We start from the raw sequence: 26395 nt of genomic DNA, 5'->3' as shown, positions 1-26395 counted from the left end.
GGCTCCAAATTCCGAGCTTAAGCCGCCTGGCGTTGGTCGCGCATCAGGATCTCTCCCTGGCTGATCTCGGTGCCCAGCACTTTCAGACATTCGCGCATGAAGGCGGCAAGGCCCGGCCAGCCCTTGGCCGACACCAGATTGCCGTCGACATGGGCACCGGTCGGCGCAACATCGATATAGATGCCCCCGGCCAGCGTGACTTCCGGCTCGCAATATTGCAGCGCCGCGACTTCCCTGCCGCGCACCACGCCGTCGACCGCGATCAGGATCTGCACGCCGTGGCAGATGGTGAAGATCGGCTTGCCGGCCTCATGGAAATGCCGCACCAGCGCCTGCACGCGCTTGTCGATGCGGATATATTCCGGCCCGCGCCCGCCCGCCGCGTAGACGGCATCGTATTCGGCCGGGTTGACCTCGGAAAACGTCTTGTTGAGGATGTAGTCGTGGCCGAGCTTTTCCGTATAGGTCTGGTGGCCTTCGAAGTCGTGCAACGAGGTCTTCAGGATGTCGCCGGCCTTCTTGTCGGGGCAAACGACATGGACCGTATGGCCCACCGCATGCATGGCCTGTTCAAAGACGAAAATCTCGTATTCCTCGCTGAACTCGCCAACGAGCATCAATATCTTCTTGCCAGCCATACCCGGTTCCTCCCTTGTGGCCACATTTATTCGGATCGCGAAATAATGGACCTATCCTAAGACGGGGACGGGCAAAATAAAAGATCGAATCGGCAATGTGGTCCGACCAGATCGTGCTTCTGGTCCCCTGGAGCAGATCAGCTGGCGCGCACCCGCCGCCAGGAATATTTCGGGCCTTTGGCCTCCGGCTTCACCGCCGGCTGGTAGAACAGCGGCAGTCCGCCGGTGCGGCCTTGCTCGAGCCGCTTCAGCAGCACCGGGTGCGAGATCTCGAATTCGTCGAAGCCGAGGCGCAGCATGTGCGGCAGCTGGTCGATAAGCACCTGCCCGGTGGCGCGCATGGCGCCGGTGAAATGGTAACGGCTGCGCAGCAATTCGCCCTTGGAGAACGAGCGGCCGTCATTGAACGCCGGGAAGGCCAGCGCCACCAGCGACAGCTGATCGAGCAGGCCGGCGATCTTTTCGAGCTGATCGCCGGGCTGCAGCAGCACGCCGATGCGTTCCTTCGCCGACCGCCGCACCTCCGGATCGAGGCCGAGAAACGCCTGCAGCGGCAGGATGAAGCGGCCATTGCCGACCAGCGCCTCGGCGCTTTCGGCATGAACCCACTCGTCCTCGCAAAAACCATTCGGCGTCCACAGCCGGGTGGCGTTTTCCGCTATCAATTCGCTCATCAAGAAATTCCCAAGTCCACAAGGTTCTAAAGTGCAAAACACCTCAGGGGTGTGTTGAGATTCAGGTCAGGCCGAGCCGGAGCCGAAGGCGGGCGCGAAGCGACCAAACTGCGTGGCTTCCGAGAACCGGAGCGGAGCGTACTTTTGGGTACGTGAGCGCCGGAAGCGCAGGAAGCCGCCGTTTGCAGGCCGGCATCACCTGAATATCAATATACCCTAAAGTGAGGCATCGGTCAGCGACTTCTCCAGCCCCGACAAATGGATGCCGCATTCGGTCTTGGCGTGCCCGGCCCAGCGGCCACTGCGCGCGTCGTCGCCCGGCTGCACCGGCTGCGTGCAAGGGAAACAGCCGATCGACAGATAGCCATAGGCGACCAGCGGGTTTTCACGCAGCGCATGTGCGCGCATGTAGCTGGCCTGGTCCGATGTCGTCCAGTGCGCCAGCGGATTAATACGGATGCGCGAGCCAACCGCCTCGAACACCGGAAGCGCTGCCCGGGTCGCGGCCTGGAAGCGCTTGCGTCCGGTGAACCAGGCGCGGAACGGCTCGACACCGCGCGCCAGCGGCTCGACCTTGCGCACGTCGCAGCAGGCGTCGGTATCGGTCTCGTTCAGATTGCCGGTCGGGTCGATCCTTGCCAGCGCCGCATCGTCGGGCCTGATCACCCGGATATCGGTCAGCCCGAAATCGGCGACCAGCGCGTCACGATAGCCGAGCGTTTCCTCGAAATGCTTGCCGGTGTCGAGAAAGATCACCGGCAGCGTGCGGTCGATCTCCGCGATCATGTGCAGCAGCACCGCCGAATCCGCGCCGAAGGACGAGACGGCGGCGATTTCGCCGTGAAAGAATTCCCGGGCCGACCGCTCGATGATCTCCAGCGGCTTCAGATGGCCATAGAGCGCATCGAAACCCGCCGCTTCGGCGGCGATGCCGGCCTCGACGTCGACGATCCGGTCAAGCGGCCTTGGTTTCGCCAGCATAGAGCGCCTCCTTGAACGGCGCGGGACCGACACGGCGGTAGGCGTCGATAAATCTTTCGTTTCTGTCCAGCCGAAGCCCGAGATAGGTCTCGACGATCTGCTCGATGGCATCGGTGATCTCTTCCGAACTGAAGCCGCGGCCGATGATCTCGCCGACCGAGGTGTTCTCGTCGGCCGAGCCGCCGAGCGTCACCTGGTAGAGCTCGGCGCCTTTCTTCTCGACGCCGAGGATGCCGATATGGCCGACATGGTGATGGCCGCAGGCATTGATGCAGCCGGAAATCTTCAGCTTCAATTCGCCGATTTCGCGCTGGCGCTCCAGCGAGGCGAAGCGCCGCGAGATTTCCTGCGCCACGGGAATGGAACGCGCGGTTGCCAGCGCGCAATAATCGAGGCCGGGGCAGGAGATGATGTCGCTGATCAGGTTGGAATTGGCCGTGGCCAGCCCGATATCGACAAGCGTGTCATAGACCGCCTTGAGGTCGGCACGCGCCACATGCGGCAGGATCAGGTTCTGCTCGTGACTGACGCGCAGCTCGTCGAAGGAATATTTTTCGGCAATGTCTGCGACCGCTTCCATCTGGCTGTCGGAGGCATCGCCCGGCGTCTCGCCGATGCCCTTGAGCGAGATGGTCACCGCAGCGTAGTCGGGATGGCGATGGGTGACCACATTCTGGTCAAGCCATTCGGAAAAGCTTTTGGAATCGAGCCGGGCAAGCTTGACCGCCTCGTCGCCTTCCGGCCGGTCGACAAGCGCCGGCGGCGCAAAATAGGCGTCGATGGCGCGGATGTCGGCTTCCGGCAGCTTCAGCTCGGCGTCCTTCAATTCCTGCCATTCGGCCTCGACCTGGCGGGTGATCTCCTCGACGCCGGTCTCGTGGACCAGGATCTTGATGCGCGCCTTGAACTTGTTGTCGCGCCGGCCATAGAGGTTATAAACGCGCAGGATCGCCGTGCAGTAGGACAACAGATCCGCTTCGGGCAGGAAGTCGCGGATCTTCTTGGCGACCATCGGCGTGCGGCCCTGGCCGCCGCCGACATAGACGGCGAAACCAAGCTCGCCGGCGGCGTTCTTCTTCAGATGCAGGCCGATGTCATGCGTCTGGATGGCGGCGCGGTCGCGCTCGGCGCCGGTCACCGCGATCTTGAATTTTCGCGGCAGGAACGAAAACTCCGGATGCACCGACGACCATTGCCGCAGGATTTCGGCATAGGGGCGCGGATCGGCAACCTCGTCGGCGGCGGCGCCGGCGAAGTGGTCGGCCGTGACGTTGCGAATGCAGTTGCCACTGGTCTGGATGGCGTGCATCTCGACGCTTGCCAGGTCCGCCAGGATCGCCGGGATGTCCGACAACGCCGGCCAGTTGAACTGGATGTTCTGGCGGGTCGTGAAATGCCCATAACCCTTGTCGTATTTGCGTGCGATGTGGCCGAGCATACGCAGTTGCTTGCTGTTCAGCGTGCCGTAGGGCACGGCGATGCGCAGCATATAGGCATGCAGCTGTAGATAGACGCCGTTCATCAGCCGAAGCGGCCGGAACTGGTCCTCGGTGATCTCGCCGGCAAGCCGCCGTGCGACCTGGTCGCTGAACTCGGCGACGCGGGCCTTGACGAAATCGTGGTCGAACTCATCGTAACGGTACATTTTCAGGTCTTTCCGGGCGCGTCCGCCCGTTATTTTCTTCGTTCGAGCACGATCGGGATCATGCTTGTGTCATCTATGCCGCGCGTGCGGCCTGCGGACGGGCCTGCTTGCCCAGATCGTGGCGGGTGGTCGGGCCGGCGGCACGGATCTTTTCGCGCAGCCGGACCGCCTCGACAGTGCCGTTGACCACAGTCACGTCGATCAGATTGACGTCGACCACCTCGTTGTCGGCGGAGGCCTTGGCGCCGATCGCCTCCAGCCGGTCCTCGGCCGCCTTGTCATGGGCGATGTCGGCATGGTCGATGATCTCGGCCCAGCCGCCATTGGCGTACCAGACGGCTATGCCGTCGGCGAGACGGTTCGCGGTCAGCACTTTCATTGGTTCACTCCTCCCGCGGCAGCACGGGCCACGCTGTCCTGCCTGTGTGCGGCCAGCGGCTCGGACCGTTCGAAATTGGCGCCGGCGACGGCGTCGCCGATGATCGTCATCACCGGGCCGCTGAGGTCGGCGCGCGCCTCCAGCGACGGCAGGTCGGCGAGCGTGCCGTGGAAACGGCGGCGGTTGGCAAGACTGGCATTCTCGACCACGGCGACGGCCGTGTCCGGCGACAGGCCGGCTTCGATCAGCCGGCCGGCGACCTCGGCGGCGACCGAGCGCCCCATATAGACGGCGACCGTCGCGCCCGAAATGGCGAGCTTTGCCCAATCGGGCAGCGAATTTCCCTTGAGGTCGTGGCCGGTGGTGAACACCATCGACGACGACACGCCGCGCAGCGTCAGCGGCAGTTCGAAATCGGCGGCGGCGGCGAAGGCCGCGGTGACGCCCGGAACCACTTCGTAGGCGACGCCGGCATCGCGAAGTGCCGCCATCTCCTCGCCGGCCCGGCCGAACACCAGCGGGTCGCCGGACTTCAGCCGCACGACGCGCTTGCCGGCGTGGCCAAGCTCGACCAGCAGCGCATTGATTTCGGCCTGGCTCTTGGAATGGCAGCCCTTGCGCTTGCCGACCGGCAGGCGTTCGGCATCGCGGCGGCCCATGGCGACGATGGCCTCCGGCACCAGCGCGTCATGGACGATCACGTCGGCTTCCATCAGCAGGCGATGGGCGCGCAGCGTCAAAAGGTCCTCGGCGCCGGGACCGGCGCCTACAAGCGCGATATGGCCCGATGCCGGTTCGTTCGAAAGCAGCAGGCCGACGGCCGCATCATGCGCCTGCGAAAGCTCGCCGGCCTCCACGGCACGGGCCGGCGCGCCGCCAAAGAAATCGCTCCAGAAGCGGCGGCGGGCATTGCCTTTCGGCAGCAGTTTTTCGGCAGCGCCGCGAAACGAAGCGGCAAGTGCCGCGAGCGGCCCGAGCGAGGGCGACAGCATGCGGTCGATGCGGCTGCGCAGCATCTGCGCAAGCACCGGGCCGGCACCTTCCGTGCCGATGGCAATGGCGACCGGCGCGCGGTTGACCAGTGCCGGCGTGAAGAAATCGCAGAGCTCCGGCCGGTCGACGGCATTGACCGGAATGCCCAGCCGGCGCGCATCCCCGGCAACGCGCCGGTCGAGCGCCTCATCGCCGCTGGCGGCAAACACCATCACCGCACCATTGAGATGTGCTGCATCATAGGCGTCGGCAATGTGGGTGGCGCCCGTCTCGGCGATGCAGGCCAGCAGATCGGCGCTTGCGGCATCGCTGACGATGCGCAGCACAGCGCTCGACTGAGCGAGCAGCCGCGCCTTGGCCAGCGCCTCCTCGCCGCTGCCGACGATGGCGACGGCTTCGCCCTCGACCCGCATGAAGACGGGAAAGGCATTGAGCTTAGGCTTGGCTTGCGGCATGACGAGCGGAATCCTGGAACCGTTTGCCAGTTCTACGCGGGGGCGCGAAAAACCAGAAGGCACCCACTCGCGCATCGCTTCGTAGCAGGCAATCTCTTTTCTGCAAGCATAACGGCCAAGAGAAAAATATTCCACATTCAGATGCGGAGCGGATTGAAGCTGCTGTTGCGGCCCTTGATCCGCTGCCTTTCTAGCGGCTTGCCGAGCCAGCCACAAAACAGATTTTTCCAATTTCTACCAATTTAGTAGATTAAAGCCGCCGCATGCCAGCCGAGCCATCAAAGACAGCCTGGCGCTCTCGCCGGCTCCTGTCGGAGATACCGGGTCCGAGTACCGGAACATTCACGCCTCGGCACGCGTTTGCTCTATAGGGCCAAGCCCGGTCATGCCCCTGCGGCAAAGGCCCGGCTATGGGCTTGAAAAATCAAAAAGGAGCGCCCCATGAGCAACGTCAGACTGAAACGCGGACTGTGGATCGTGGTGGCAGATGGCGAAAAGGCGCTGTTCCTCGAGAACCGTGGAGACGTCCAATATCCCGAACTTCAGGTCGTGCACGAGATGGAGCAGGAAAATCCGGCAACCCGAGAGCAAGGCACGGACCGCCCCGGCCGCTACAGCGACGGCCCTTCCGTCCACCGCAGTGCGGTCGAGGACACCGATTGGCACCGCCTCGGCAAGGAGCGTTTTGCCGACGAGATTGCCGACCGGCTCTACAAGCTCGCGCATCGCGGCACCTTCAAGGAGATCGTGCTGATCGCACCGCCGCCAGTGCTGGGCGACATGCGCCGGAAACTGCACAAGGAGGTCACCGACAAGATAACGGCCGAAATTCCAAAGACGCTGACCAACCACAGCATACCCGATATCGAGAGCCTGCTGCAGGCGACCTGATCGGGCATCGGCGGTGCGTACATTCCTTATTGATCGTGAGGCTGAAGCAGCCCAGGGCAATCGCATCAGGTTTGTGCTGCCCCTCACCCTTACCCATTCCGGGGCGAGCCGCTTGTCTCGCCCGTCCTTCGGACCCCCGTGAAAGACGGGGAGAGGGGGTTGCCAGCGTTGCGTCCAAGCCCCTTCTCCCTGTCACTTACGGGGAGAAGGTGCCGGTAGGCGGATGAGGGGCAGCGTTCCGCCCTCCCACCCCGACGCAAGGGTGAGGAGAGAAACACAAGGCGGCACGTTCACCCTCCAAGCCTCGCTCCGGAAGATGTCGAAATGGGCCTCCTTCGCCACGTTCCAATCGGTTCAAAGCTGACCGGGGGCCGGATCACGGCGACAAAACGTACTGTCGGTCGGGATGCGCCAGCATCGTCATTGACCGTCGAGCATCACGGCCATGCAGATGGTGTCGACATAGCGACCATCAATGCAAACGCTACGCCTGAGGACACCTTCCGTAACGAAACCAGTTTTCTCATACAGCGTTATGGCCCGGCTATTATCGGCGTGCACCGAGAGTTCAACGCGAACGAAGTTTTCTTGCCGAGCCTTTTCTAAGGCGGCGGTGATAAGGCGACGGCCCAATCCTTGTCCACGATAATCGGGTATGATTCCTATCGCTAAACTTCCGCGATGAGCGTGAGATGGAAAGAAATGGCGGGTGATGTCGCACCATCCCACAACGCGGTCTCCTTCCGTCGCCACGATATGCGGGTTTCGCTGCTTAATCATATTCAAAACGAAATCGCGTGTCTCAGGAAGCGGGAACGCTTCAAGCATGGTCAGGTATTTTCGCTCCCGCGCGACAACGTCGAGAGCCGCATGGAAACTCTCAATGTGCTCTGCGGCTGTATTGGCGATTTCAACCATACTTCCTCCAAGGTTCTCCGCTTTCCCAAAGTCTTTGTCGAAGATTGTCTCATCCGCAAGCGCCCGGCTTCAAAAACGCCTGTGGCGCAGTAGGAGGCTGCCACGATCTGACAGGACACGGGTTGGCGAATCGTGCCTGATGCGTCGCACCCATCTTCCATCCCGAGGACCGCTTCGGTCTGCTAACGGATGAATCCCAGTTCTATCAATGCACAATTAGCAGCGTCTGCCTGCGCGAACGGGATAAGCCCTTTTCCGTATCAATCGCCTGCCTAGAGCAGGCCGCGCCGGGTGGCAACGCTTACCGGCTCTCTGCCTTTTGCTTCTTTGCCATCGATTTCATGGGGATTGCGGGTTGTCTCGCGACTGTCCGAGCCCCCATACTGCCGAGGCGGCGGCTTTCGGGCGGCGCACGTCCGACATGGCAATTCCTGAAGGCGCTCCATAGACAATGCCGCATGACACGCCCCTTATCGCCACCATCGTTGCCGGTCTGGGGCTGGCTTTCGTCTTCGGCGCACTTGCCAACCGTTTTCGCGTGCCGCCGCTGGTAGGCTATCTCATCGCCGGCGTTCTGGTTGGACCGAACACGCCGGGTTTCGTTGCCGATGCCGGCCTCGCCAATGAACTGGCCGAGATCGGCGTCATCCTGCTGATGTTCGGCGTCGGCCTGCATTTCTCGCTGAAGGACCTGTTGTCGGTCCGCGCCATCGCCGTGCCCGGCGCCATCGTGCAGATCGGCTTCGCGACAGCCCTTGGCGCCGGCCTCGCCTGGATGCTCGGCTGGTCGATGGGCGCCGGGCTGGTCTTCGGCCTGGCGCTTTCCGTGGCCTCGACCGTGGTGCTGTTGCGCGCGCTGCAGGAGCGGCGGCTGATCGAGACCGAGCGTGGCCGCATCGCTGTCGGCTGGCTGATCGTCGAGGATCTGGCGATGGTGCTGGCGCTGGTGCTTTTGCCGGCATTGGCCGGCGTGCTCGGCGGCCAGGAGCAGGTGGAGGTGCACTCCGGCGGTCTGCTGTCGCTGCCGGCGAGCTACGGCGTCTGGGGCGTCGTCGGCATCACACTGGCCAAGGTCGCGGCCTTTGTCGTGGTCATGCTGGTGGTCGGCCGCCGGCTTATCCCCTGGATCCTGCACTACGTCGCCCATACCGGATCGCGCGAACTGTTCCGGCTGGCGGTGCTTGCGATTGCGCTTGGCGTCGCCTTCGGCGCGGCCAAGCTGTTCGGCGTGTCGCTGGCTCTCGGCGCTTTCTTCGCCGGCATGATCATGAGCGAATCCGAGCTCAGCCATCGGGCGGCCGAGGAATCGCTGCCGCTGCGCGACGCCTTTTCCGTGCTGTTCTTCGTTTCGGTCGGCATGCTGTTCGACCCGTTCAGCCTGATCAGCAATGGCTGGCCGATCCTGGCGACGCTGGCCATCATCGTTATCGGCAAGTCGCTGGCAGCCTTCGTCATCGTCGTCGTTTTCCGCTATCCGGTCGCAACGGCATTGATGATTTCGGCAAGCCTTGCCCAGATCGGCGAATTCTCGTTCATCCTGGCCGAACTCGGCGTCGGGCTGAAACTGCTGCCCGAACAAGGCCGCGACCTCATCCTCGCCGGCGCCATCCTGTCGATCGTCCTCAATCCGCTGATGTTTCTTGCCGCCGACCGGATGAAACCCTGGCTGGAAGCACGCGCCGGCAGGACGGCGCCGTCCGGCGAAGCAAGGCCGATCGGCCCGGCGACCGAACCCGGCCAGGTGGCTTCGGTCGCGGCGCCCGCGAAGGAGGATGGCCCGCCGCCCAGGACGAGGCTGACCGGCCACACCATCCTGATCGGCTACGGCCGCGTCGGCAGCCTCGTCGGCGCGTCGCTGAAGCAGGCCGCCCTGCCCTTCCTCGTCATCGAGGATGCCGACAAGACGTTGGCGAAGCTCAAGGCCGAAGGCGTCGAAACCGTGGCCGGCAACGCGGCGAATGGCGACGTGTTCGCCGCATCCAATGCCGAGGGCGCGAAGCGGCTGATCCTGGCCATCCCCAACGCCTTCGAGGCCGGGCAGGTCGTGCTGCGCGCCCGCGCCGCCAATCAGACAATCGAGATCATCGCCCGCGCCCATTCCGATGCCGAGGTCGAGCACCTCAAGGGCCTTGGTGCCGACACCGTCATCATGGGTGAACGCGAGATCGCCCGCGGGATCGTCGAGGAGGTTTTGGCAGCACCGAAAGCGCCCACGGCAGCCTAAGCCTGCGCTGCCCCGCCAGCGTAGCGGTCAAGCCCCTTCTCCCCGTTCTTCACGGGGAGAAGGTCCCGGCAGGGGGATGAGGGGCAGCGTCAACGATTGATCAAAACCAACCGCTCAAACGTGCTGGCCGCCGTTGATGTGGATTTCTGAGCCGGTCACGTAGGACGCCTGCTGCGAGCACAGGAAGAAGATGATGTCGGCGACTTCCGCGGTGGTGCCGAGCCGCCTCAGCGGAATGGTCTCGACGATTTTTTCCGTGCCCGGCGACAGGATCGCGGTGTCGATCTCGCCCGGCGCAATGGCGTTGACGCGAATGCCGTGCGGACCGAAATCATGCGCCATCTCGCGCGTCAGCGAGCCGAGTGCCGCCTTCGAGGTCGCGTAGGCGGTGCCGGCGAAAGGATGCACGCGGGTGCCGGCGATCGAGGTGACGTTGACGATCGAACCCTTGGCTGACGCCAGCTCCTTGAACAGGCCCCGCGCCAGCATGATCGGCGCGAAGAAATTCACCTGGAAGACGTCGCGCCAGACATGCATCGGCGTGTCGATCGAGTTCATGCGGCTGTTGCCGTCCTTGAGCTTCGGCGAGATGCCGGCATTGTTGACCAGCGCGTGCAACTGCCCGCCATGGGCCTCGAGCCGGTGGCGGATCTCGGAGATGGCGATGCCGACATCTTCCTGGTCGGCGAGATCGACCTTGATGTGGTCTTCCGGGCCGGCCGGCCACGGGCAGTCCTCGGCAAAGGCCTGGCGCGAGCAGGTGATGACGCGCCAGCCTTCGCGTGAAAAGCGCTTGACCGTGGCATGGCCGATGCCACGGCTGGCGCCGGTCAGCACGATGGTTTTTCTGGTGTCGGGTTCAGCCATGTCGCGGTCTCCGGCGCGTGATCTAACCGAATATGGTTACAATGACGAGAGGCCGCCAGAAGATCACAGGGCCGGTTGCGTGGCTGCTGGCAACCGTTCAATAGCAGGTCGGACACTGCACATACAGGCCGAGATTGAGAACAAAGACCAGAGCCGCCAACGTCCAGATAACCCCTAAGAACGCGCCACGCGAGCGCCCGGCCAGACGCGCAACGCCCCAGGCCGCCCCATAAGGCAACAAAAGACCCATGATGACGGAGCCGTATACCGCTCCGATTCTTTCCTGATCGAGGTATGCCGGATTGGGGAAATAGAGATACGGCAGATGCCGAATGACCACGACACAAACGGTCATCCCGAGCAGCAAGAGCCACTGCCACGTGCTTAGACGCTTGTATCGTTTGACGTCAGCCGGCTTGGCCGGTTCACCGGACATCGCCTAACCTCCGCCCAGAATGTCCAGGATCGAGGTCTGCCGCTTCTTGACCGGGCCGCCAACTTCGCCGGGCGGCACCGGATGCTTGATCGATCCGGTGGCACTGTCGACGCCCGGCATGGCAAGGCCGCCGGCATCGACCGTCTCAGCAGGGCGCACGGGACGCGAAGCGGGCTGCGTAGCTGCCGCAGGCGGCGCCGATTGGCCAACGGACGCGACCGGCGCCGGCGGTGCCGTGTCGGCCGGTATCTCGTCCGGGACGACGGTGTCGGGCGGCGTCGATTTCCAGGTTCCGGGCAGCGGCCGCACCGGCACGCCCTCATGCGCGGCGACCATGAACTCGTGCCAGGCCTGCGCGGGCAAGGCGCCGCCGGTGACCTTCTTCATCGCGCTGCCGTCATCATTGCCGAACCAGACGCCGGTGGTGAGGTTGGCGGTATAGCCGATGAACCAGGCGTCGCGCGAGTTCTGGCTGGTGCCGGTCTTGCCGGCCGCCGGCCAGGCGAACGCCGCCTTCCTGGCCGTGCCGATCTCGACCGTGCCGGTCATCATCGAGTTCATCATGCCGACGACATCGGGCTTGACGACGCGCGGCGCACCGCCGCCATTGTTTTCGTAGAGCACCTTGCCGTCGCTCGTCGTGACGCGGCGGATGAAATGGATGTCGGGCTTATAGCCGCCATTGGCGAAGGGAACATAGGCCGAGGTCAGTTCCAGCGGCGTCACTTCCGAGGTGCCCAGCGCGATCGAAGTGTTGGCCGTCAGCTCGGACTGGATGCCCATGCGGTGCGCCGCCTCGACCACCGCATTCGGTCCGACTTCCATGGTCAGCTGCGCGGCCACCGAGTTCAGCGATTTTGCCAGCGCCGTCGCCAGCGTCACCTTGCCGAAATATTTGCCGCCGTAATTGTCGGGCGTCCAGTTGCCGATCTTGATCGGCGCGTCATTGCGCACGCTGTCCGGCGTACGGCCGGATTCCAGCGCCGCCATATAGACGAACGGCTTGAACGCCGAGCCCGGCTGGCGGCGCGCTTCCGAGGCGCGGTCGAACTGGCTGGTCGAATAATCATAGCCGCCGACCATGGCGCGCACCGCGCCGGAATTGTCGATCGACACCAGCGCGCCCTGGCTGACATTGAGCTTCTTGCCGCTCTGGTCGATCAGCCGGCGGATCGATTGCTCGGCGAGCTTCTGCAGCGTCAGATCGACGGTCGTGTCGACGACGATGTCGCGGCGCACGTCACCGATCAGGTCGGGCAGTTCTTCCATGATCGTATCGGCGACATAGTTTTCCGAGCCGGTCCAGTAGGACGGCGCGCGCGTCGCCGGCGCGCTCATCGCCGTGGTCATCTCCTTGGCGCTTATCTTGCCCTCGTCGCGCATCGCGGCGAGCACCAGCTGCGAGCGCTGCTCGGCCGCCTTTGGGTCGCGTGCCGGCGACAGCCGCGACGGCGCCTTGAGCAGACCGGCGAGAAGTGCCGCCTCCGACAGCGTGACGTCGCGCGCGCTCTTGCCGAAATAGCGGCGCGAGGCCGCTTCGACGCCATAGGCGCCCGAGCCGAAATAGACCCGGTTGAGGTACATTTCGAGGATCTGGTCCTTCGTATGCTTGTGCTCGAGCCACAGCGCCAAAAGCACTTCCTGCACCTTGCGCTCCAGCGTGCGGTCCGGCGTCAGGAACAGGTTCTTGGCCAGCTGCTGGGTCAGCGTCGAGCCGCCCTGCGAAAAATGCCCGCCGAGCACATTGGTCATCATGGCCCGGGAAAGGCCGATCGGGTCGATGCCGAAATGCGAATAGAAGCGGCGGTCTTCGATGGCGATGACGGCCTCGGGAATATAGGGCGACATTTCGTGCAGGCCGACGGCCTCGCCGCCGCTCATGCCGCGATTGCCAAGCAGCTGGCCGTCGACCGAGACGATCTTGATGTTGGGGGCGCGGTCGGGAATGGCCCAGGTGGTGGCCGCCGGCATTTTCGCGCCGTAATAGACGACGATGCCGGCAGTGGCGATACCGCCCCAGATGGCCAGCACGAAGCACCAGTAGAACAGCCGGCCAAGCACGCCGAACGCGCCGCGCCGGCCTTTGCCGCGCCCGCCGCGTGACGGCTTGGCCTTGGTCGATTTGCGCTTTGCGGCGGCTTTGCGGTTGTTCGGCACGACGCGGTCCTCCTCGCTCACCGAAAAACCGGCCGAGGATCTCGCCCCCGGCGATGCCTCGAAGCTGGGCTCGATGCGGCTGTCTTTCCGGTTCGCCATGCGCTGTGCTGTCTTCCCCATGCCTATGGCGTTCGGGTTGAAGACTAGATGCGGCGATTTAAGGGCGGGTTAAGTCGGGAAAAATCGAAGTAAACTGTATTCAATCACTTGCGAAGCACGCCCGGCTCGCGACAGTGCCAAAGCCGAAACGAAAAAACCCGCCTCGGCGGGCGGGTCGTTGGCGCCAATAAGCACCATAGCCGGATTAATAGCATAGCTGCCGGCACAAAGCAAGAACAAAATACGCTTCGCCTCAGAATAATCACTTCAGTTCGACGGTTGCGACCACCCTCAGTCGTCCGCGTCCGGGTCGTCGGAGGCGGGCCGCCAGCTGATCGGTTCGATCTTCTTTTGCGTATGGCCGTCCGTATAGGCCCACCAGCCGGCGTCGCTTTCGTCCCAGTCGCCGCCGGCCGCCTTCAGCCGGTCGAGCGAACGGTATTGCGCGATGCTCTCGTTAATCACGCCGTCGCTGTCCTGCCAGTAGACGGTGACCTTGGAGCCGTCCTTCGGTGCCGTTTCGATTGGTTTTCGCGCAGCCATTTCAATTCCTCCCGGCCGATGGCGTTAAAGTGCCAGAGGGCCATTAGCTGTGGGCGAAGATATCCTCCTCATCCCAGCCCATCAGATCGAGTTTCGCACGCGTCGGCAGGAAGCGGAAGCAGGCATCGGCTTCCCTGGTCCGGTTGTCGCGCGCCAGCCGCGCGCTCAGCACGTCGCGCAGCCGGTGCAAATAGAGCACGTCGGAGGCGGCATATTCGAGCTGCTCGGGCGATAGCGTCTCGGCCGCCCAGTCCGAGGATTGCTGCGCCTTCGACAGGCCGACCCCGAGAAGCTCGAAGCAGATGTCCTTCAGCCCGTGCCGGTCGGTGTAGGTGCGCGTCAGCCGCGACGCGATCTTTGTGCAGAACACCGGCTCCGGCATGACGCCAAAGGCGTTGTAGAGCACGGCGAGGTCGAAGCGGCCGTAATGGAAGAGCTTGGTGATGCTGCGGTTCTTCAGCAGGCTGACGAGGTTCGGCGCCTTCCTCTGGCCGGGCGCGATCTGGATGACGTCGGCCGAGCCGTCGCCCGGTGAGATCTGCACGACGCAGAGCCGGTCGCGATGCGGGTTCAGCCCCAGCGTCTCGGTGTCGATAGCGACCGCCCCGACATCGTAATGCAGCAGGCCGGGCAAATCGTTTTTGTGGAAACGTATGTCGCTCATCGTCTTCTCCGGTCGCGGCCCCGTGCACCGATGCGCGACGGGCCGTGCCCGTCCTTGCCGTGATCCGGTGAAAAATCAACACAAAGTTGATTGTGACGCAATTTCAGCGTGTCAGCGCCTCGAGAATGCGCGCCCAGGAGCGCTGGCCCTTGTGGAAGGAGCTCATCTCGTACTTCTCGTTCGGTGAGTGGATGCGGTCATCGTCGAGGCCGAAACCGACCAGCAGCGATTCCATGCCGAGATAGGTCTGGAAATCGCCGACCACCGGGATCGAGCCGCCGCTGCCGGTCACCACCGCCGGCTTCGGCCACTCGTCGGACAGCGCCTGCTTGGCCTTGGCGAGGAAGGGCGAGTCGTAGGAAAGCTGGATCGCCGGCGAGGCGCCGTGCGGATGGAATTCGACCGAGCAGTCGGCCGGAACGCGCTCCCTGACGAATGCCTGGAACGCGGCGCGGATTTTTGCCGGATCCTGTTTGTGGACGAGGCGGAAGGAGACTTTTGCCGAGGCTTGCGCGGCGATCACCGTCTTGAAGCCCTTGCCGGTATAGCCGCCGATGATGCCGTTGAACTCGGCCGTCGGGCGGGCCCAGGTCAGTTCGAGCACCGAGCGGCCCTTTTCGCCGGACGGAATCGACAGGCCGATCGGGCCGAGGAAGGTCTCGGCGGTCTCGCCCAGCGACAGCCACGACTGCAATATCTGCGACGGCGTTTCCTCGACGCCGTCATAGAAACCCGGAATGGTGACGTGGCCATCCTCATCGTGGATGTCGGCCAGGATTTTTGCCAGGATGCGGATCGGATTGGCCGCCGCACCGCCGTAGAGCCCGGAATGCAGGTCGCGGTCGGCGGCACTCACCGTGATCTCCTCGCCGACCAGCCCGCGCAGCGAGACGCAGATCGACGGCGTATCGCGATCCCACATGCCGGTGTCGCAGACCAGCGCGAAATCGGCCCTCAGCTCATCCGCATTCGCCTCGAGAAACGGTTTCAGCGACGGCGATCCGGACTCCTCCTCGCCCTCGAACAGGATCGTGATTCGGCACGGCAATCCGCCATGCACCTGCTTCCACGCGCGGCAGGCCTCGACGAAGGTCATCAGCTGACCCTTGTCGTCGGCCGCGCCGCGGCCGGTGATCACCTTGTGGCCGGGCTCGATCTCCTTGACCGCCGGCGCGAACGGGTCGCTTTCCCACAACTCGATCGGATCGATCGGCTGCACGTCGTAATGGCCGTAAAACAACAGATGCGGCGCGCCGGCTGGCCCGTCGTGATGCGCGACCACCATCGGATGCCCTGGCGTGTCGCGCACGCTGGCGTCGAAGCCGATCAACTTGAGCTCGGCGACCAGCCATTCGGCGGCCTTGCGGCAGTAGGCCGCGTAGTCGGGATCGGTGGAGATCGACTTGATACTGAGCAGGCCGAACAGGCGTTCCAGGCTCTGGTCGAAGTTCTTGTCGAGGCGGTCGAGGACAGGGGAAACTGCGGACATAGGCGGGCCTTTCGATTCTGGCGGCGAATCTAGAGCCCATGCGGCCAAACGGAAAGCCCGCGAACGTTGGGCCACGGGCAGGATCGGGTCGAAAGGCAAAAAAATGCCGCCGTGGTGGAGGGGGAACCACGGCGGCCTTACTCGAAACGATGCGGCAGCCCGGAGAGGGGGGATAGGCTGCCGCAAGTGTCCGGGATAGGCGGGGGACGGGCCTTGCTCCGGACTTCGGCGAAAACTGCCGATGGCGTTTATCTGTGTCTGCGAACGTGGCGATTCAAGGGCACAAAAATTACACTTTTGTAACATAGGCGTGAGCGAACAAAGCTGTGACCAAGCCTTCATGGGCCGGCCAATCTCGCGCCATTTGTCAGGGTGTTGCCGGAACCCTTGCCACAAGCCGCCTTTGGCATGGACCGCGGCGCTGCGCCGCGCTATCCCTCGTGCCATGAAAAAAGGCGATCATCTCTTCCTTATCGACGGCTCCGGCTACATCTTCCGCGCCTATCACGCACTGCCGCCGCTGACGCGCAAGTCCGACGGGCTGCCGACCAGTGCCGTGCTCGGCTTCTGCAACATGGTCTGGAAGCTGACGCAGGACGCCCGCAACACCGACGTCGGCATTGTGCCGACGCATTTCGCCGTGATCTTCGACTATTCGTCGAAAACCTTCCGCAACGACCTCTACCCCGAATACAAGGCCAACCGCTCGGCGCCGCCGGAAGATTTGATCCCGCAATTCGGCCTGATCCGTCACGCGACCAGGGCCTTCAACCTGCCGTGTATCGAAACGGAAGGCTACGAGGCCGACGACCTGATCGCCACCTATTGCCGGCTTGCCTGCGAAGCCGGCGCCGACACCACCATCATCTCTTCCGACAAGGATTTGATGCAACTGGTTGGCCCAACGGTTGCCATGTACGACCCGATGAAGGACCGCCAGATCGGCGTTCCCGAGGTGATCGAGAAATGGGGCGTGCCGCCGGAGAAAATGATCGACCTACAGGCGCTGACCGGCGATTCGGTCGACAATGTGCCAGGCGTGCCCGGCATCGGGCCGAAGACGGCGGCACAATTGCTCGAACAGTTCGGCGACCTCGATACGCTGCTCGCCCGCGCCGGCGAGATCAAGCAGGACAAGCGGCGCGAATCGATCATCGCCAACGCCGACAAGGCGCGCATTTCGCGTGATCTGGTGACGCTGAGGAATGATGTGCCGGTGACCGAGGGGCTTGACGAATTCGTGTTGCACGCGCCGGACGGTCCCAGGCTGATCGGCTTTCTCAAGACCATGGAATTCTCGACGCTGACCCGCCGCGTCGCCGAAGCGACCGGAACCGACGCGGGCGACGTTGCGGCCACTGCCGTGACGATAGAGCGTGCCGATACCGCGCATGGCCCCGATATGGGTTTTGGCGTGCCCGCGGCCGCCGAGCGCGCACCCCCGTCGGACGAAGCGGCTTCCGAAGTCCCGGCCGAAGCCAAGCAAGGCGACACCCCATCCCTGCTTTCGGCGCTTCGCCTGGAGGCTGCGACCGTCCGCAAGATCGACACCGGCGCCTACGCCTGCATCCGCGACGCCGCGACGCTGAAGGCCTGGATCGCCGAAGCGATGGAGAGAGGCATCGTCGCCTTCGACGTTAAGGCCTCCTCGCCCGATCCGATGCGGGCCGAACTGATCGGCCTTGCCATGGCCGTCGCGCCCGGCCACGCCGCCTACGTGCCGCTTGCCCATAAAAACGGCAATGGCGACCTGCTCGGCGGCGGCGCGGTCGACAACCAGATCTCGATCCGCGACGCACTAGCGTTGCTCAAGCCGCTGCTCGAGGACAAATCTGTCCTCAAGATCGTGCACGACATGAAATACCGCCTCGTCGTCATGAGCCGTCATGGCATCGAGATCGGCCCCTATGACGACACCATGCTGATCTCCTACGTGCTCGAGGCCGGCACCCATGGTGGCCATGGCCTGGAGGCGCTGGCCGATAAATGGCTCGGCCACGCGACCATTCCGCTGAAGGAACTGGCCGGTTCGGGAAGAAACTTCGTCGGCCTCGATCAGGCCGACCTCGGCAGGGCGACGGCTTACGGCGCCGAGCACGCCGACGTCGCGCTCAGGCTCTGGCAGGTGCTGAAGCCACGCCTTGCCGCCAAGGGCCTGGTCTCGGTCTATGAACGGCTGGAACGGCCGCTGGTGCCAGTCCTGGCACGGATGGAACAACGCGGCATCTCCGTCGACCGGCAGATCCTGTCGCGGCTCTCCGGCGAACTGGCACAAGGTGCGGCGCGGCTCGAGGACGAGATCTACCAGCTGGTCGGCGAGCGCATCAACATCGGCTCGCCAAAACAGCTCGGCGACATCCTGTTCGGCAGGATGGGCCTGCCCGGCGGTTCGAAAACCAAGACCGGCCAATGGTCGACCTCGGCGCAGCTTCTCGAAGACCTCGCCGCCGAAGGCCACGAATTGCCGCGCAAGATCGTCGATTGGCGCCAGCTGACCAAGCTGAAATCGACCTATACCGATGCCCTGCCCGGCTTCATCCATCCCGACACCAAGCGCGTCCACACCTCCTACGCGCTTGCCGCGACGACGACCGGCCGGCTGTCGTCCTCGGACCCCAATCTGCAGAACATTCCGGTGCGCACCGTCGAGGGCCGAAAGATCAGGACGGCCTTCATCGCCGACAAGGGCAACAAGCTGGTATCCGCCGACTACAGCCAGATCGAATTGCGCGTGCTCGCCCATGTCGCCGAAATCCCGCAGCTCAAGCAGGCCTTCGCCGACGGCGCCGACATCCACGCCATCACCGCGTCGGAAATGTTCAACGTTCCGGTAGAGGGCATGCCTTCGGAAGTGCGCCGCCGTGCCAAGGCGATCAATTTCGGCATCATCTACGGCATTTCCGCCTTTGGCCTCGCCAACCAGCTGTCGATCACACGCGAAGAAGCCGGCGACTACATCAAGAAATATTTCGAGCGCTTCCCCGGCATCCGCGACTATATCGACGCCACCAAGGCCTATGCCCGCGAGCACGGCTTCGTCGAGACCATCTTCGGCCGCCGCATCCACTACCCGGAGATCAGATCGTCAAACCCCTCGATCCGCGCCTTCAACGAGCGCGCCTCGATCAACGCCCGCCTGCAGGGCACCGCCGCCGACATCATCCGCCGCGCCATGATCCGCATGGACGAGGCGCTGGAGAAGGCGAAGCTTTCCGCCCGCATGCTGCTGCAGGTGCATGACGAACTGGTCTTCGAGACGGCCGAAGCTGAGGTCGAGGCGACGATTCCGGTCGTCTGCCATGTCATGGAGAACGCCGCCATGCCGGCGGTATCGATGTCGGTGCCGCTGCACGTCGACGCCCGCGCCGCCAACAACTGGGAAGAGGCGCATTAGGGCGGGGCCGATCAACTGCAATCTGTAGCGATTCGTCGCGCCCCCCTCTGTCCTGCCGGACATCTCCCCCACGAGGGGGGAGATTGGCAGCTTGGGCGCTGCGCACCATCGATTGGAAGTGGCAAATGCCGGGATGTTAGCCGATCTCCCCCCATGTGGGGGAGATGTCCGGCAGGACAGAGGGGGGCGCTGTCCCGCCAGCATCTCGCGGCTTAGTAAGCCCTCAAGCCGCCTCAGCCAAACACTTCGCACAGGTGCCGCGGAACTCGATCACCGCCTTCTTGGCGGCGAAGCCGGTCGAGCGCACCCATTCGTCGAGCCGGTGGCCGACATCATGGTCGGAGAACTCGGTCACCTGGCCGCAGCTGTCGCAGATGGCAAACGCCGTCATCGAATGGCTGTGGTCGTGCGGCTCGGCACAGGCGACGAAGGAATTGAGGCTTTCGAGCCTGTGCACGAAGCCGGACTTCACCAGCGTGTCGAGCGCCCGGTAGACCTGCAGCGGCGCGCGAAAACCGCGCTCGCGCAGTTGGTCGAGCAACGTATAGGCGCTGAGCGGCCCGCTGGCGGCCTCGAGTTTCTCGAGAACGCAAAGCTGGTTCTTCGTCAGTACATCCCTTGCCGCCATGATCCTGTTCCAAGCCGCTCTGTGCCGATCACTGCCAGTTCGCATGCAATCCGGCCTCGTCCACTGAGATAGCGACGAACGGCCATTTTTGCTACTGTTTCTATTCGCAGCCGGTGGTCGGCTGGCTGGCGGCGTCATATTCAAAATACTGACAAAATCCTCTGCCAGGCTGGCCGTGCTTGGAAATTCGATCGGGCTTGGGGAAGCAATCATGATCAAAGTGACACGGCGGACGCTGCTTGCCGGCACGTCCGCGCTGGCCGCTGCCGGCCTGGTGCCGTTTCGGGCATTCGCAGCGGCGCGCACCTACCATGCGCTGCTCGTTGCCTGCACCGATTATCCGAACCTGCCGAAGAAAAACTGGCTGATCGGACCGAAGAACGATGCCGGCCTGGTGCGCGATTACCTTCTGAAGAACACGCCCGCGCCGGTGAAATTCCTGGCCGAAAACGTCGCGCTGCTCGCCAAGGATGTCGAAGGCGCCAATGGACCGCCGACACATGCGGCGATCAAGGCAGCACTCGCCGACCTTGCCGCCAAGGTCCAGCGTGATGATTTCGTCTATCTGCATTTGTCCGGTCACGGCGCGCAACAGCCCGCGGCGACCAAGGGCGACGAGACCGACGGCCTCGACGAGATTTTCTTGCCGTCCGACATCGACAAATGGGTCAACCGCGAACAGGGCGTGCCCAATGCGCTGGTCGACAACGAGATCGGCACCGCACTCGACGCCATCCGCGACAAGGGCGCCTTTATCTGGGCCGTATTCGACTGCTGCCATTCCGGCACGGCGACGCGCGCCGCCGAGGTCGACGACGAACTGGAACGCAAGGTCGAGTTCGCCGATCTGGTCGGCGGCGACGATGCTGCCAGGGCGGCTGCGGTGAAAGCCTATGACGGGATTGCGTCGGCCGCGCCGCGCGGCTTTGACGAGGACGGGCAGCGCAAGCCGGCCTTTAAGCTGGCGCCGACCGGCGCCGAGCCGACCACCAAGGGTAAATTGGTCGCCTTCTACGCGGCGCAGACGGTGGAGACGACGCCTGAGATGCCGCTGCCCAAGGGCACGGCCGATGCGCCGCGTTTCGGGCTGTTCACCTTCACCATCCTGTCGAAACTGGCCGAGAACCCCAACATCACCTACCGCCAGCTCGGCCAGGCCGTGCTGCAGCAATATTCGGCGGACGGCCGCACCCGGCCAACGCCGCTGTTCGAGGGAGAACTCGACGCACGCGTCTTCGGCACCGACAAGACCGATGCGGTCATGCAATGGCCGATCGTCGTCAAAGACGACAAAGCCACGATCGGCGCCGGACTGCTGCATCGCCTCACCCCAGGCAGCAAGCTGGCGATTTTGCCGTCGGCGCTGTCGCCGCTGTCCGAGGCGCTTGGCTATCTCAAGGTGCGATCGGCAAAGAACCTGGAGAGCCGGGTCCAGCCGGTCGAGTTCGGCGGCAAGCCGGCGCTGAAGCTGGCCGACATCCCCGCCAATGCCTATGCCCGGCTCGCCGAGCTCGCCGTCGACTACAAGCTCGTGGTCGCGCGGCCGGCAGCGGCCAAAGGCCTGGAGAAGGAGGCAGCACTGGCCAATTCGGTTCTCGACGAACTGACGGCCCGGGAGAACTCTGGTTTCCATATCGCCCTGGTCGAGCCGGGCAAGGGCGCCGATCTGCGTCTCGCCGTGCTGCGCGAGAATGCCATTGCCGGCGCCGCAGAAGATGCCACCGACGCGCCGGCGCTGTGGTTCCTGCCGGCTTCGGGCGACATGACGCTCAAGGATGGCAGCAAGCCGCCGTTGATCGTCATTCATCCGGACGGCCGCGAAAAGCTGGTCGACGCCGCGGCCAGGAACCTGACAAAAATCTTCCGCGCCATCGGCCTGTCGAGGCTGGCCGCCGCTTCGGATTATCGGCCGGAAGAGATCGACGTCGAGTTCCGGATCAAGCGTCTGGACAGTGACGCGCTGCAGCCTATCGAGCCGTCGACGGTGCCGCGTGTTTCGCCCGACGATCAGGTGCATGTGCTGGTCAGGAACGGCTCGACCAACCTGGTTGACATCAACGTGCTCTATGTCGGCTCCGACTATTCCATCCAGCATTTTCTTGCCGAGCGCCTTACCGAAGGCGCGGTGCTCGAGGAAGGTCTGTTCAAATTCACCGACACCAGCTTCGGCATGGAGCAGATGATCGCCGTCTTGACCGAAGCGCCGCCGCAGAGCGAGAAGCAGGATCTGAGCTTCCTGGCGCAAGAGGGGGTTGTCTCGGTAACGCGCGGACTGGGACAGCCAAGCTTCTCCGACATGCTGGCCGATATCGGCATGGCGCCGGCGACGCGTTCGGCCATGCGGCTCACCGACGACAAGGCATCGAAGGGCGCCGTGATGATCTTCCCGATGGAGACGGTGCCGCGCGCCTGAGGCGGGATCAAGCGCCCGGCCAGGCCTCTTGCCTGATCGGCTGATAATGAACATTCTTCAACCGCCGCTGTCGGCGGCCGAACGAAACGGATGAGGGCGTTCGTGAACAGGATGGTATTTTCGTGGCGCGCAACAACCGCCGGCCTTGTCGCCGGGCTGTTGTTGGCCGCCAATGCCTCGGCGGACGAGGCTTGCGGCCTCTGCGCCAAGGAGGTCGTCATCAACTCCGAGCTGGCGAGTTGCTTTCTCGACCAGTACGACCAGATCGCCAAAACCGGCAACACTGCCGTCGTCGTCGATCTCAGCAGCTGCGCCACGCGCGGCGTGGTCGAGCCGCTGCCGTCGCCGGGCAAGGCGCAGGTGGAGCCTGACGTGCAGTTCCTTGTTTCGCGGGCGCAGCTGGATTGCCTGAAGAAGAAGCTGGAGACGCCGGGCATCGTGCTCGACCCGTCAGCCATCATCGAGCTGGACAGCTGCGGATGACGAAAGCGGGGGGCAACGCAACGCAGCAGGCAGGGGCGGCGCCGGTACCGCAAAAGAAGCCGGCGTCGCTGCCGGAAACCGTCGAAGGCCTGCCTTGGGTGAGCAATCACGAGGTCAAGAAGGAGGCGAACCCGTTCACCGATGGCGACTGGCGCATGCTCGTCTATGCCTGGTCCGGATTGCTGGTACGGCTGGCGATCATCTTCACCTTGATCTTTTCGGTCTACCAGTTCCTGGCAAACCAGGAGCAGAAGCGTGTCGAACAGACGATGTCGCTGGTCGAGCTCTGGGAAAGCAAGGATTACCAGCAGGCGCAACGGGCCCTCAAGCAACGCCTGGCGACGCTCAATGCCAAATACGGCAATCTGCTCAGCGCCAATCCCACGCCGACCGAGGAACAGGTCTATCGGCAACGCATCGGCATCGAGGCGATGAGCGCAACCGGCGGCGACATGCCGCTTGCCGAGTTCAGCGACAATTTCGACCGCATCGTCTATTTCCTCAACCGTCTTTCCTTCTGCGTCGAAGGCAGGCTTTGCTCGCGTCAGGTCGCCGACTCCTATTTCCGCGACTATGCCGCCTCGTTCTGGAGCTATTTTGCCGGCTATATCGACAAGGAGCGCAAGGCCGGTTCGCCGACCTTCGCCCTGCCAATCGAGAACTATGTCCGCCAGGCGCCACCCCCGGCCCAATCCAGATAATCCCCGAAAATGCGAAAGCCGGCGACGGAAATGCTCCGCCGCCGGCTTTGATTGGAGCATTTTGCAGCCAAGTGTGATCACATTTGGCTTCGCAGAAATGCCGCTAAAATAGATAACCCGCCCCGATGATCGCGGTGGGAGCTCTGCAGGCCTATTTGTACAGGCTGTTGATCCACTGGACGTTGATGGCGTTCAGACGCACGGCGGTATTGGCATCCGGGCTCTCGGCCACGTTCACGCCGGTGATAACGCGCTGCTTGGAGCCATTGTCATAGGCATAGACCGAGCTGCCGCTCGATCCCGGATAAGTGTCGCAGTCGTACTGGAAATACTCGGTGGCGATGTTTTCGGCGTGCACTTCGCAGGTCGCCTTCCACATCGTGCCCATCGGCTTGTCGCCGGGATAGCCGATGATGTTGGCGGTGAAATCGCCGAGATCCACATAGTTGGCATAGCCCAGCCAGCCGAGATTGGTGCCGACATCCTGTTTGAGGGTGACGATGCCGAGATCCCACGGCACGACCGAGCCGTAAAAGCCCTGGTAATTGTCGATGAAGCCCTGGACGATATAGGCGCTTTCATAGGTGAAGGCGCCGAACGGAGCGTCGTCGGCGGTCTTGCCATTGAGGGCCGGCACGAACAGGATATCGTCGAGCCAGGCCTTGTCCTCGTGGCTGTAGAGGCAGTGCGCCGCGGTGAGCACCGTGCGCGGGCCGATCAGTGTCGCCGAGCAGCTGCCATAGCTGCCGCTCTTCGATTTGCCTTCGAGATAGCCGATCGCGGTGAACGGGTAGGTTTTGGTATTCTTGATCTGCTCGCGGTCGTCCGTCCCGAACACCTGGCGGCCGGCCTCTTCGCCTCCGCTCAGTCCGGAATTGTCGGACTTCTGCCCGTCGGCGGGCGCGTTCATTTCCTTGATGACAAGGTCCTTCAGCGTCTCGTTCGGGTCGATCTTGATGTCCTTGCCATCGGCGGACCGGCCGACGATGCCATAGGATTTGACCGCCGTTGCTTCGTCGGCGAGCGGCGCGGCGCGGTTGGCCTCGTCGTCGGTCAGTTTCGGCGGGGCGATCGGTTTCGCCCGGCCGGGCTTGTAATCGCCCGATGTCACGTCCCGCATGCTTTCGCCGTTCCCGGCATTGGCGGAACCTGGATCGGCAGCCAAGGCAGGAACCGCCCACATTGCGGTGGAAAGCAACGCGGACGCAATAATGCTATGTGTCAGTTTTGTCATGGTGAGACTCTCCCAAAAGTCAGCAAGGACTGGATCAAGATACAGAAATATTGTCGAGATCGTGGTGGTGACGAAAAATGAAATTGGTTGCCGGCGCCTTTACCGGGCCATTATTCAGTGCAGCCAGTTTAGGCCCCCGCCAAAAATGCCCGCAACGGTATACTGCCTAAAATAATCCAACATTGGCAACGACAAATTGCTTCCACATAGCCCGTGGGGGGCTATAAGATTTGGGTGGGCTAGGCTCGACAGCACAATTAGCAAAAGTGGTGCTCGGTTTTGTGACGGATCGCGCTTCGCCTTGGAGCATGATCTCACCGGCCGGTTCCATTTCAGTGGATCATGCGTCCGTGGCTGACCTGTCGGAATATTGTCTCAGGGGGTTCGAGGTGAAGATCATCCATAGGTTCAGACCGATTGCCGCCGCCGCGCTGCTTGGCATCGCGGCGGCCTTGCCGGTCGTTGATTCCGTTCATGCCACGGACGCGGCCGCCCGGCCGGAGGCGGCGATCTCGCCGATGAAACGCGTGGCCGAGGCCAAGGCAAAGGCCAGGGCGGAGAACCCCGACGGCGCCGATCGCGTCTACGGCGGCAAGCAGGCCGAGACGGGCGCCTACCCGTTCCAGGTGGCATTGCTGACCACCGGCAAGCTGGACAAAAGCCCGGTCTCGCAGGCGAATGCGCAATTCTGCGGCGGCAGCCTGATCGCGCCGCAATGGGTGCTGACGGCGGCGCACTGCCTCAATGACGACGGCGAGCCGATTTCGCCTGATGTGGTCACCGTGCTCACCGGCGCCACCGATCTCAGCGAGGGCAAGCGCTACAAGGCGGTGGAGATCATCGTCAACGAGGGCTACAGCGAGCAGACGCTGGACAACGATCTCGGCCTGATCCGGCTGGCCGAGCCGGCCGATGCCCCGACCATCAAAATTGCCCGTGAGCCGACCCCCGACGCTGGCAAGACGACGGTCACCGGCTGGGGCAAGATGCAGGACGGAACATTTCCCACCGCGCTGATGGTCGCCGACCTGGACCTCCAGCCGAACGCAACCTGCAACAGCGGCATCAAGGCGATTTATGCGCATGATTTGAAGGCTGCGCTCGGCGAGCTCGCTCGCCGCATGCGTTACTCGGAAAGGGGCATCGAGGCAGCCGCCAATGCAATTGCTGCTGATATGGCCGATCCGCTTACCGGCAACATGATCTGCGCCGGCACCGCCAGCGGCGAGCGCGACGCCTGCAATGGCGACAGCGGCGGACCGCTGTTCATAATCGGTGCCGACGGTCCGGTGCAGGTCGGCGTCGTCAGCTGGGGCGAAGGTCCGGCCGACGGCGGCGCCGCCTGTGGCCACAAGAACGCCTACGGCATCTACACGCGGCTGGCCAATTACACCGGCTGGATCGAGGAGAAGATGAAGACGGCAGCGCCCATACCCGCAGCGCCCAAAGCCCTCGGCACGGCGCAGAAGCCGGCCACGCCCTGACCGGC

Annotated in this window: 22 protein-coding genes; 7 read left to right on the top strand and 15 right to left on the bottom strand. The window is 63.6% G+C overall.

Annotated features, from left to right (window positions below; genetic code table 11):
- Positions 1-17: 17 nt before the first annotated feature.
- The 6 genes from NKH01_RS07960 to cysG all read right to left on the bottom strand — a co-directional run bounded on the left by NKH01_RS07960 (position 18) and on the right by cysG (position 5765).
- Positions 18-638, bottom strand: a complete 621-nt coding sequence (locus NKH01_RS07960; RefSeq protein ID WP_353019876.1) for a DJ-1/PfpI family protein — start codon at positions 636-638, stop codon at positions 18-20.
- 137 nt (positions 639-775) lie between these two features.
- Positions 776-1312, bottom strand: coding sequence for a DUF934 domain-containing protein (locus NKH01_RS07955; RefSeq protein ID WP_352717410.1), 537 nt, complete (start codon positions 1310-1312; stop codon positions 776-778).
- A gap of 216 nt (positions 1313-1528) precedes the next feature.
- The gene (locus NKH01_RS07950; protein ID WP_352717412.1) at positions 1529-2293 is read right to left on the bottom strand and encodes a phosphoadenylyl-sulfate reductase; all 765 of its coding nucleotides are present in this window, start codon (positions 2291-2293) and stop codon (positions 1529-1531) included.
- On the bottom strand, positions 2268-3938 hold the full coding sequence (locus NKH01_RS07945) for a nitrite/sulfite reductase (protein WP_352717414.1): 1671 nt from the start codon (positions 3936-3938) through the stop codon (positions 2268-2270). The genes NKH01_RS07950 and NKH01_RS07945 overlap by 26 nt, the downstream gene beginning before the upstream one ends.
- 73 nt (positions 3939-4011) lie before the next feature.
- A complete protein-coding gene (locus NKH01_RS07940) occupies positions 4012-4317 on the bottom strand; it encodes a DUF2849 domain-containing protein (RefSeq protein ID WP_023718938.1) in 306 nt (101 codons plus the stop codon).
- Positions 4314-5765, bottom strand: coding sequence for a siroheme synthase CysG (cysG, locus tag NKH01_RS07935; RefSeq protein ID WP_353019874.1), 1452 nt, complete (start codon positions 5763-5765; stop codon positions 4314-4316). Before cysG ends, NKH01_RS07940 begins: the two co-directional genes overlap by 4 nt.
- Positions 5766-6206: 441 nt before the next feature.
- On the opposite strand from cysG, the gene NKH01_RS07930 reads away from it, so the two are divergent.
- Positions 6207-6656, top strand: a complete 450-nt coding sequence (locus NKH01_RS07930; protein WP_353019873.1) for a baeRF12 domain-containing protein — start codon at positions 6207-6209, stop codon at positions 6654-6656.
- Between the two features lie 420 nt (positions 6657-7076).
- Here NKH01_RS07930 and NKH01_RS07925 read toward each other — a convergent pair whose 3' ends face one another.
- A complete protein-coding gene (locus NKH01_RS07925) occupies positions 7077-7574 on the bottom strand; it encodes a GNAT family N-acetyltransferase (RefSeq protein WP_023718935.1) in 498 nt (165 codons plus the stop codon).
- 451 nt (positions 7575-8025) lie between these two features.
- Here NKH01_RS07925 and NKH01_RS07920 point away from each other — a divergent pair, with 451 nt between their 5' ends.
- Positions 8026-9798, top strand: a complete 1773-nt coding sequence (locus NKH01_RS07920) for a cation:proton antiporter domain-containing protein (RefSeq protein ID WP_353019872.1) — start codon at positions 8026-8028, stop codon at positions 9796-9798.
- Between the two features lie 114 nt (positions 9799-9912).
- Here NKH01_RS07920 and NKH01_RS07915 read toward each other — a convergent pair whose 3' ends face one another.
- From NKH01_RS07915 to NKH01_RS07890, 6 genes are all read right to left on the bottom strand, one after another.
- A complete protein-coding gene (locus NKH01_RS07915; protein ID WP_023718933.1) occupies positions 9913-10665 on the bottom strand; it encodes an SDR family NAD(P)-dependent oxidoreductase in 753 nt (250 codons plus the stop codon).
- Between the two features lie 97 nt (positions 10666-10762).
- On the bottom strand, positions 10763-11101 hold the full coding sequence (locus tag NKH01_RS07910; RefSeq protein WP_353019871.1) for a hypothetical protein: 339 nt from the start codon (positions 11099-11101) through the stop codon (positions 10763-10765).
- Positions 11102-11104: 3 nt separating this feature from the next.
- Positions 11105-13357, bottom strand: a complete 2253-nt coding sequence (locus NKH01_RS07905; RefSeq protein ID WP_023718931.1) for a transglycosylase domain-containing protein — start codon at positions 13355-13357, stop codon at positions 11105-11107.
- Between the two features lie 291 nt (positions 13358-13648).
- The gene (locus NKH01_RS07900) at positions 13649-13900 is read right to left on the bottom strand and encodes a hypothetical protein (protein ID WP_023718929.1); all 252 of its coding nucleotides are present in this window, start codon (positions 13898-13900) and stop codon (positions 13649-13651) included.
- 43 nt (positions 13901-13943) lie between these two features.
- Entirely contained in the window at positions 13944-14564 is a 621-nt protein-coding gene (locus NKH01_RS07895; protein ID WP_031193995.1) for a ribonuclease D, read from the bottom strand.
- Between the two features lie 103 nt (positions 14565-14667).
- Positions 14668-16053, bottom strand: a complete 1386-nt coding sequence (locus NKH01_RS07890) for a M20/M25/M40 family metallo-hydrolase (RefSeq protein WP_352884541.1) — start codon at positions 16051-16053, stop codon at positions 14668-14670.
- 445 nt (positions 16054-16498) lie between these two features.
- On the opposite strand from NKH01_RS07890, the gene polA reads away from it, so the two are divergent.
- Positions 16499-19447 carry a DNA polymerase I gene (gene polA / locus NKH01_RS07885; protein ID WP_353019870.1) on the top strand — a complete coding sequence of 983 codons (2949 nt, stop codon included), beginning with the start codon at positions 16499-16501 and terminating at the stop codon, positions 19445-19447.
- Between the two features lie 223 nt (positions 19448-19670).
- Here polA and NKH01_RS07880 read toward each other — a convergent pair whose 3' ends face one another.
- Positions 19671-20075, bottom strand: coding sequence for a Fur family transcriptional regulator (locus NKH01_RS07880; RefSeq protein WP_023721937.1), 405 nt, complete (start codon positions 20073-20075; stop codon positions 19671-19673).
- Positions 20076-20286: 211 nt separating this feature from the next.
- Here NKH01_RS07880 and NKH01_RS07875 point away from each other — a divergent pair, with 211 nt between their 5' ends.
- The 3 genes from NKH01_RS07875 to NKH01_RS07865 all read left to right on the top strand — a co-directional run bounded on the left by NKH01_RS07875 (position 20287) and on the right by NKH01_RS07865 (position 23672).
- Entirely contained in the window at positions 20287-22488 is a 2202-nt protein-coding gene (locus tag NKH01_RS07875; RefSeq protein ID WP_353019868.1) for a caspase family protein, read from the top strand.
- Between the two features lie 111 nt (positions 22489-22599).
- Entirely contained in the window at positions 22600-22971 is a 372-nt protein-coding gene (locus NKH01_RS07870; RefSeq protein ID WP_353020011.1) for a hypothetical protein, read from the top strand.
- Positions 22968-23672, top strand: a complete 705-nt coding sequence (locus NKH01_RS07865; protein WP_353019867.1) for a DUF4760 domain-containing protein — start codon at positions 22968-22970, stop codon at positions 23670-23672. Before NKH01_RS07870 ends, NKH01_RS07865 begins: the two co-directional genes overlap by 4 nt.
- Positions 23673-23823: 151 nt before the next feature.
- Here the strand turns inward: NKH01_RS07865 and NKH01_RS07860 are convergent, their stop codons facing one another.
- On the bottom strand, positions 23824-24906 hold the full coding sequence (locus tag NKH01_RS07860; protein ID WP_031194911.1) for a trypsin-like serine peptidase: 1083 nt from the start codon (positions 24904-24906) through the stop codon (positions 23824-23826).
- Between the two features lie 350 nt (positions 24907-25256).
- Between NKH01_RS07860 and NKH01_RS07855 the strand changes: the two genes are divergently transcribed.
- Complete coding sequence (locus NKH01_RS07855; protein ID WP_353019865.1) at positions 25257-26390, top strand: S1 family serine peptidase; 1134 nt, start codon at positions 25257-25259, stop codon at positions 26388-26390.
- Positions 26391-26395: the final 5 nt, after the last annotated feature.

This window comes from Mesorhizobium sp. M1403, from assembly GCF_040317695.1.
Taxonomy (GTDB): Bacteria; Pseudomonadota; Alphaproteobacteria; order Rhizobiales; family Rhizobiaceae; genus Mesorhizobium.
Note: the sequence above shows the minus strand (reverse complement) of the source record. Positions and strands in the feature narration are given on the sequence as shown.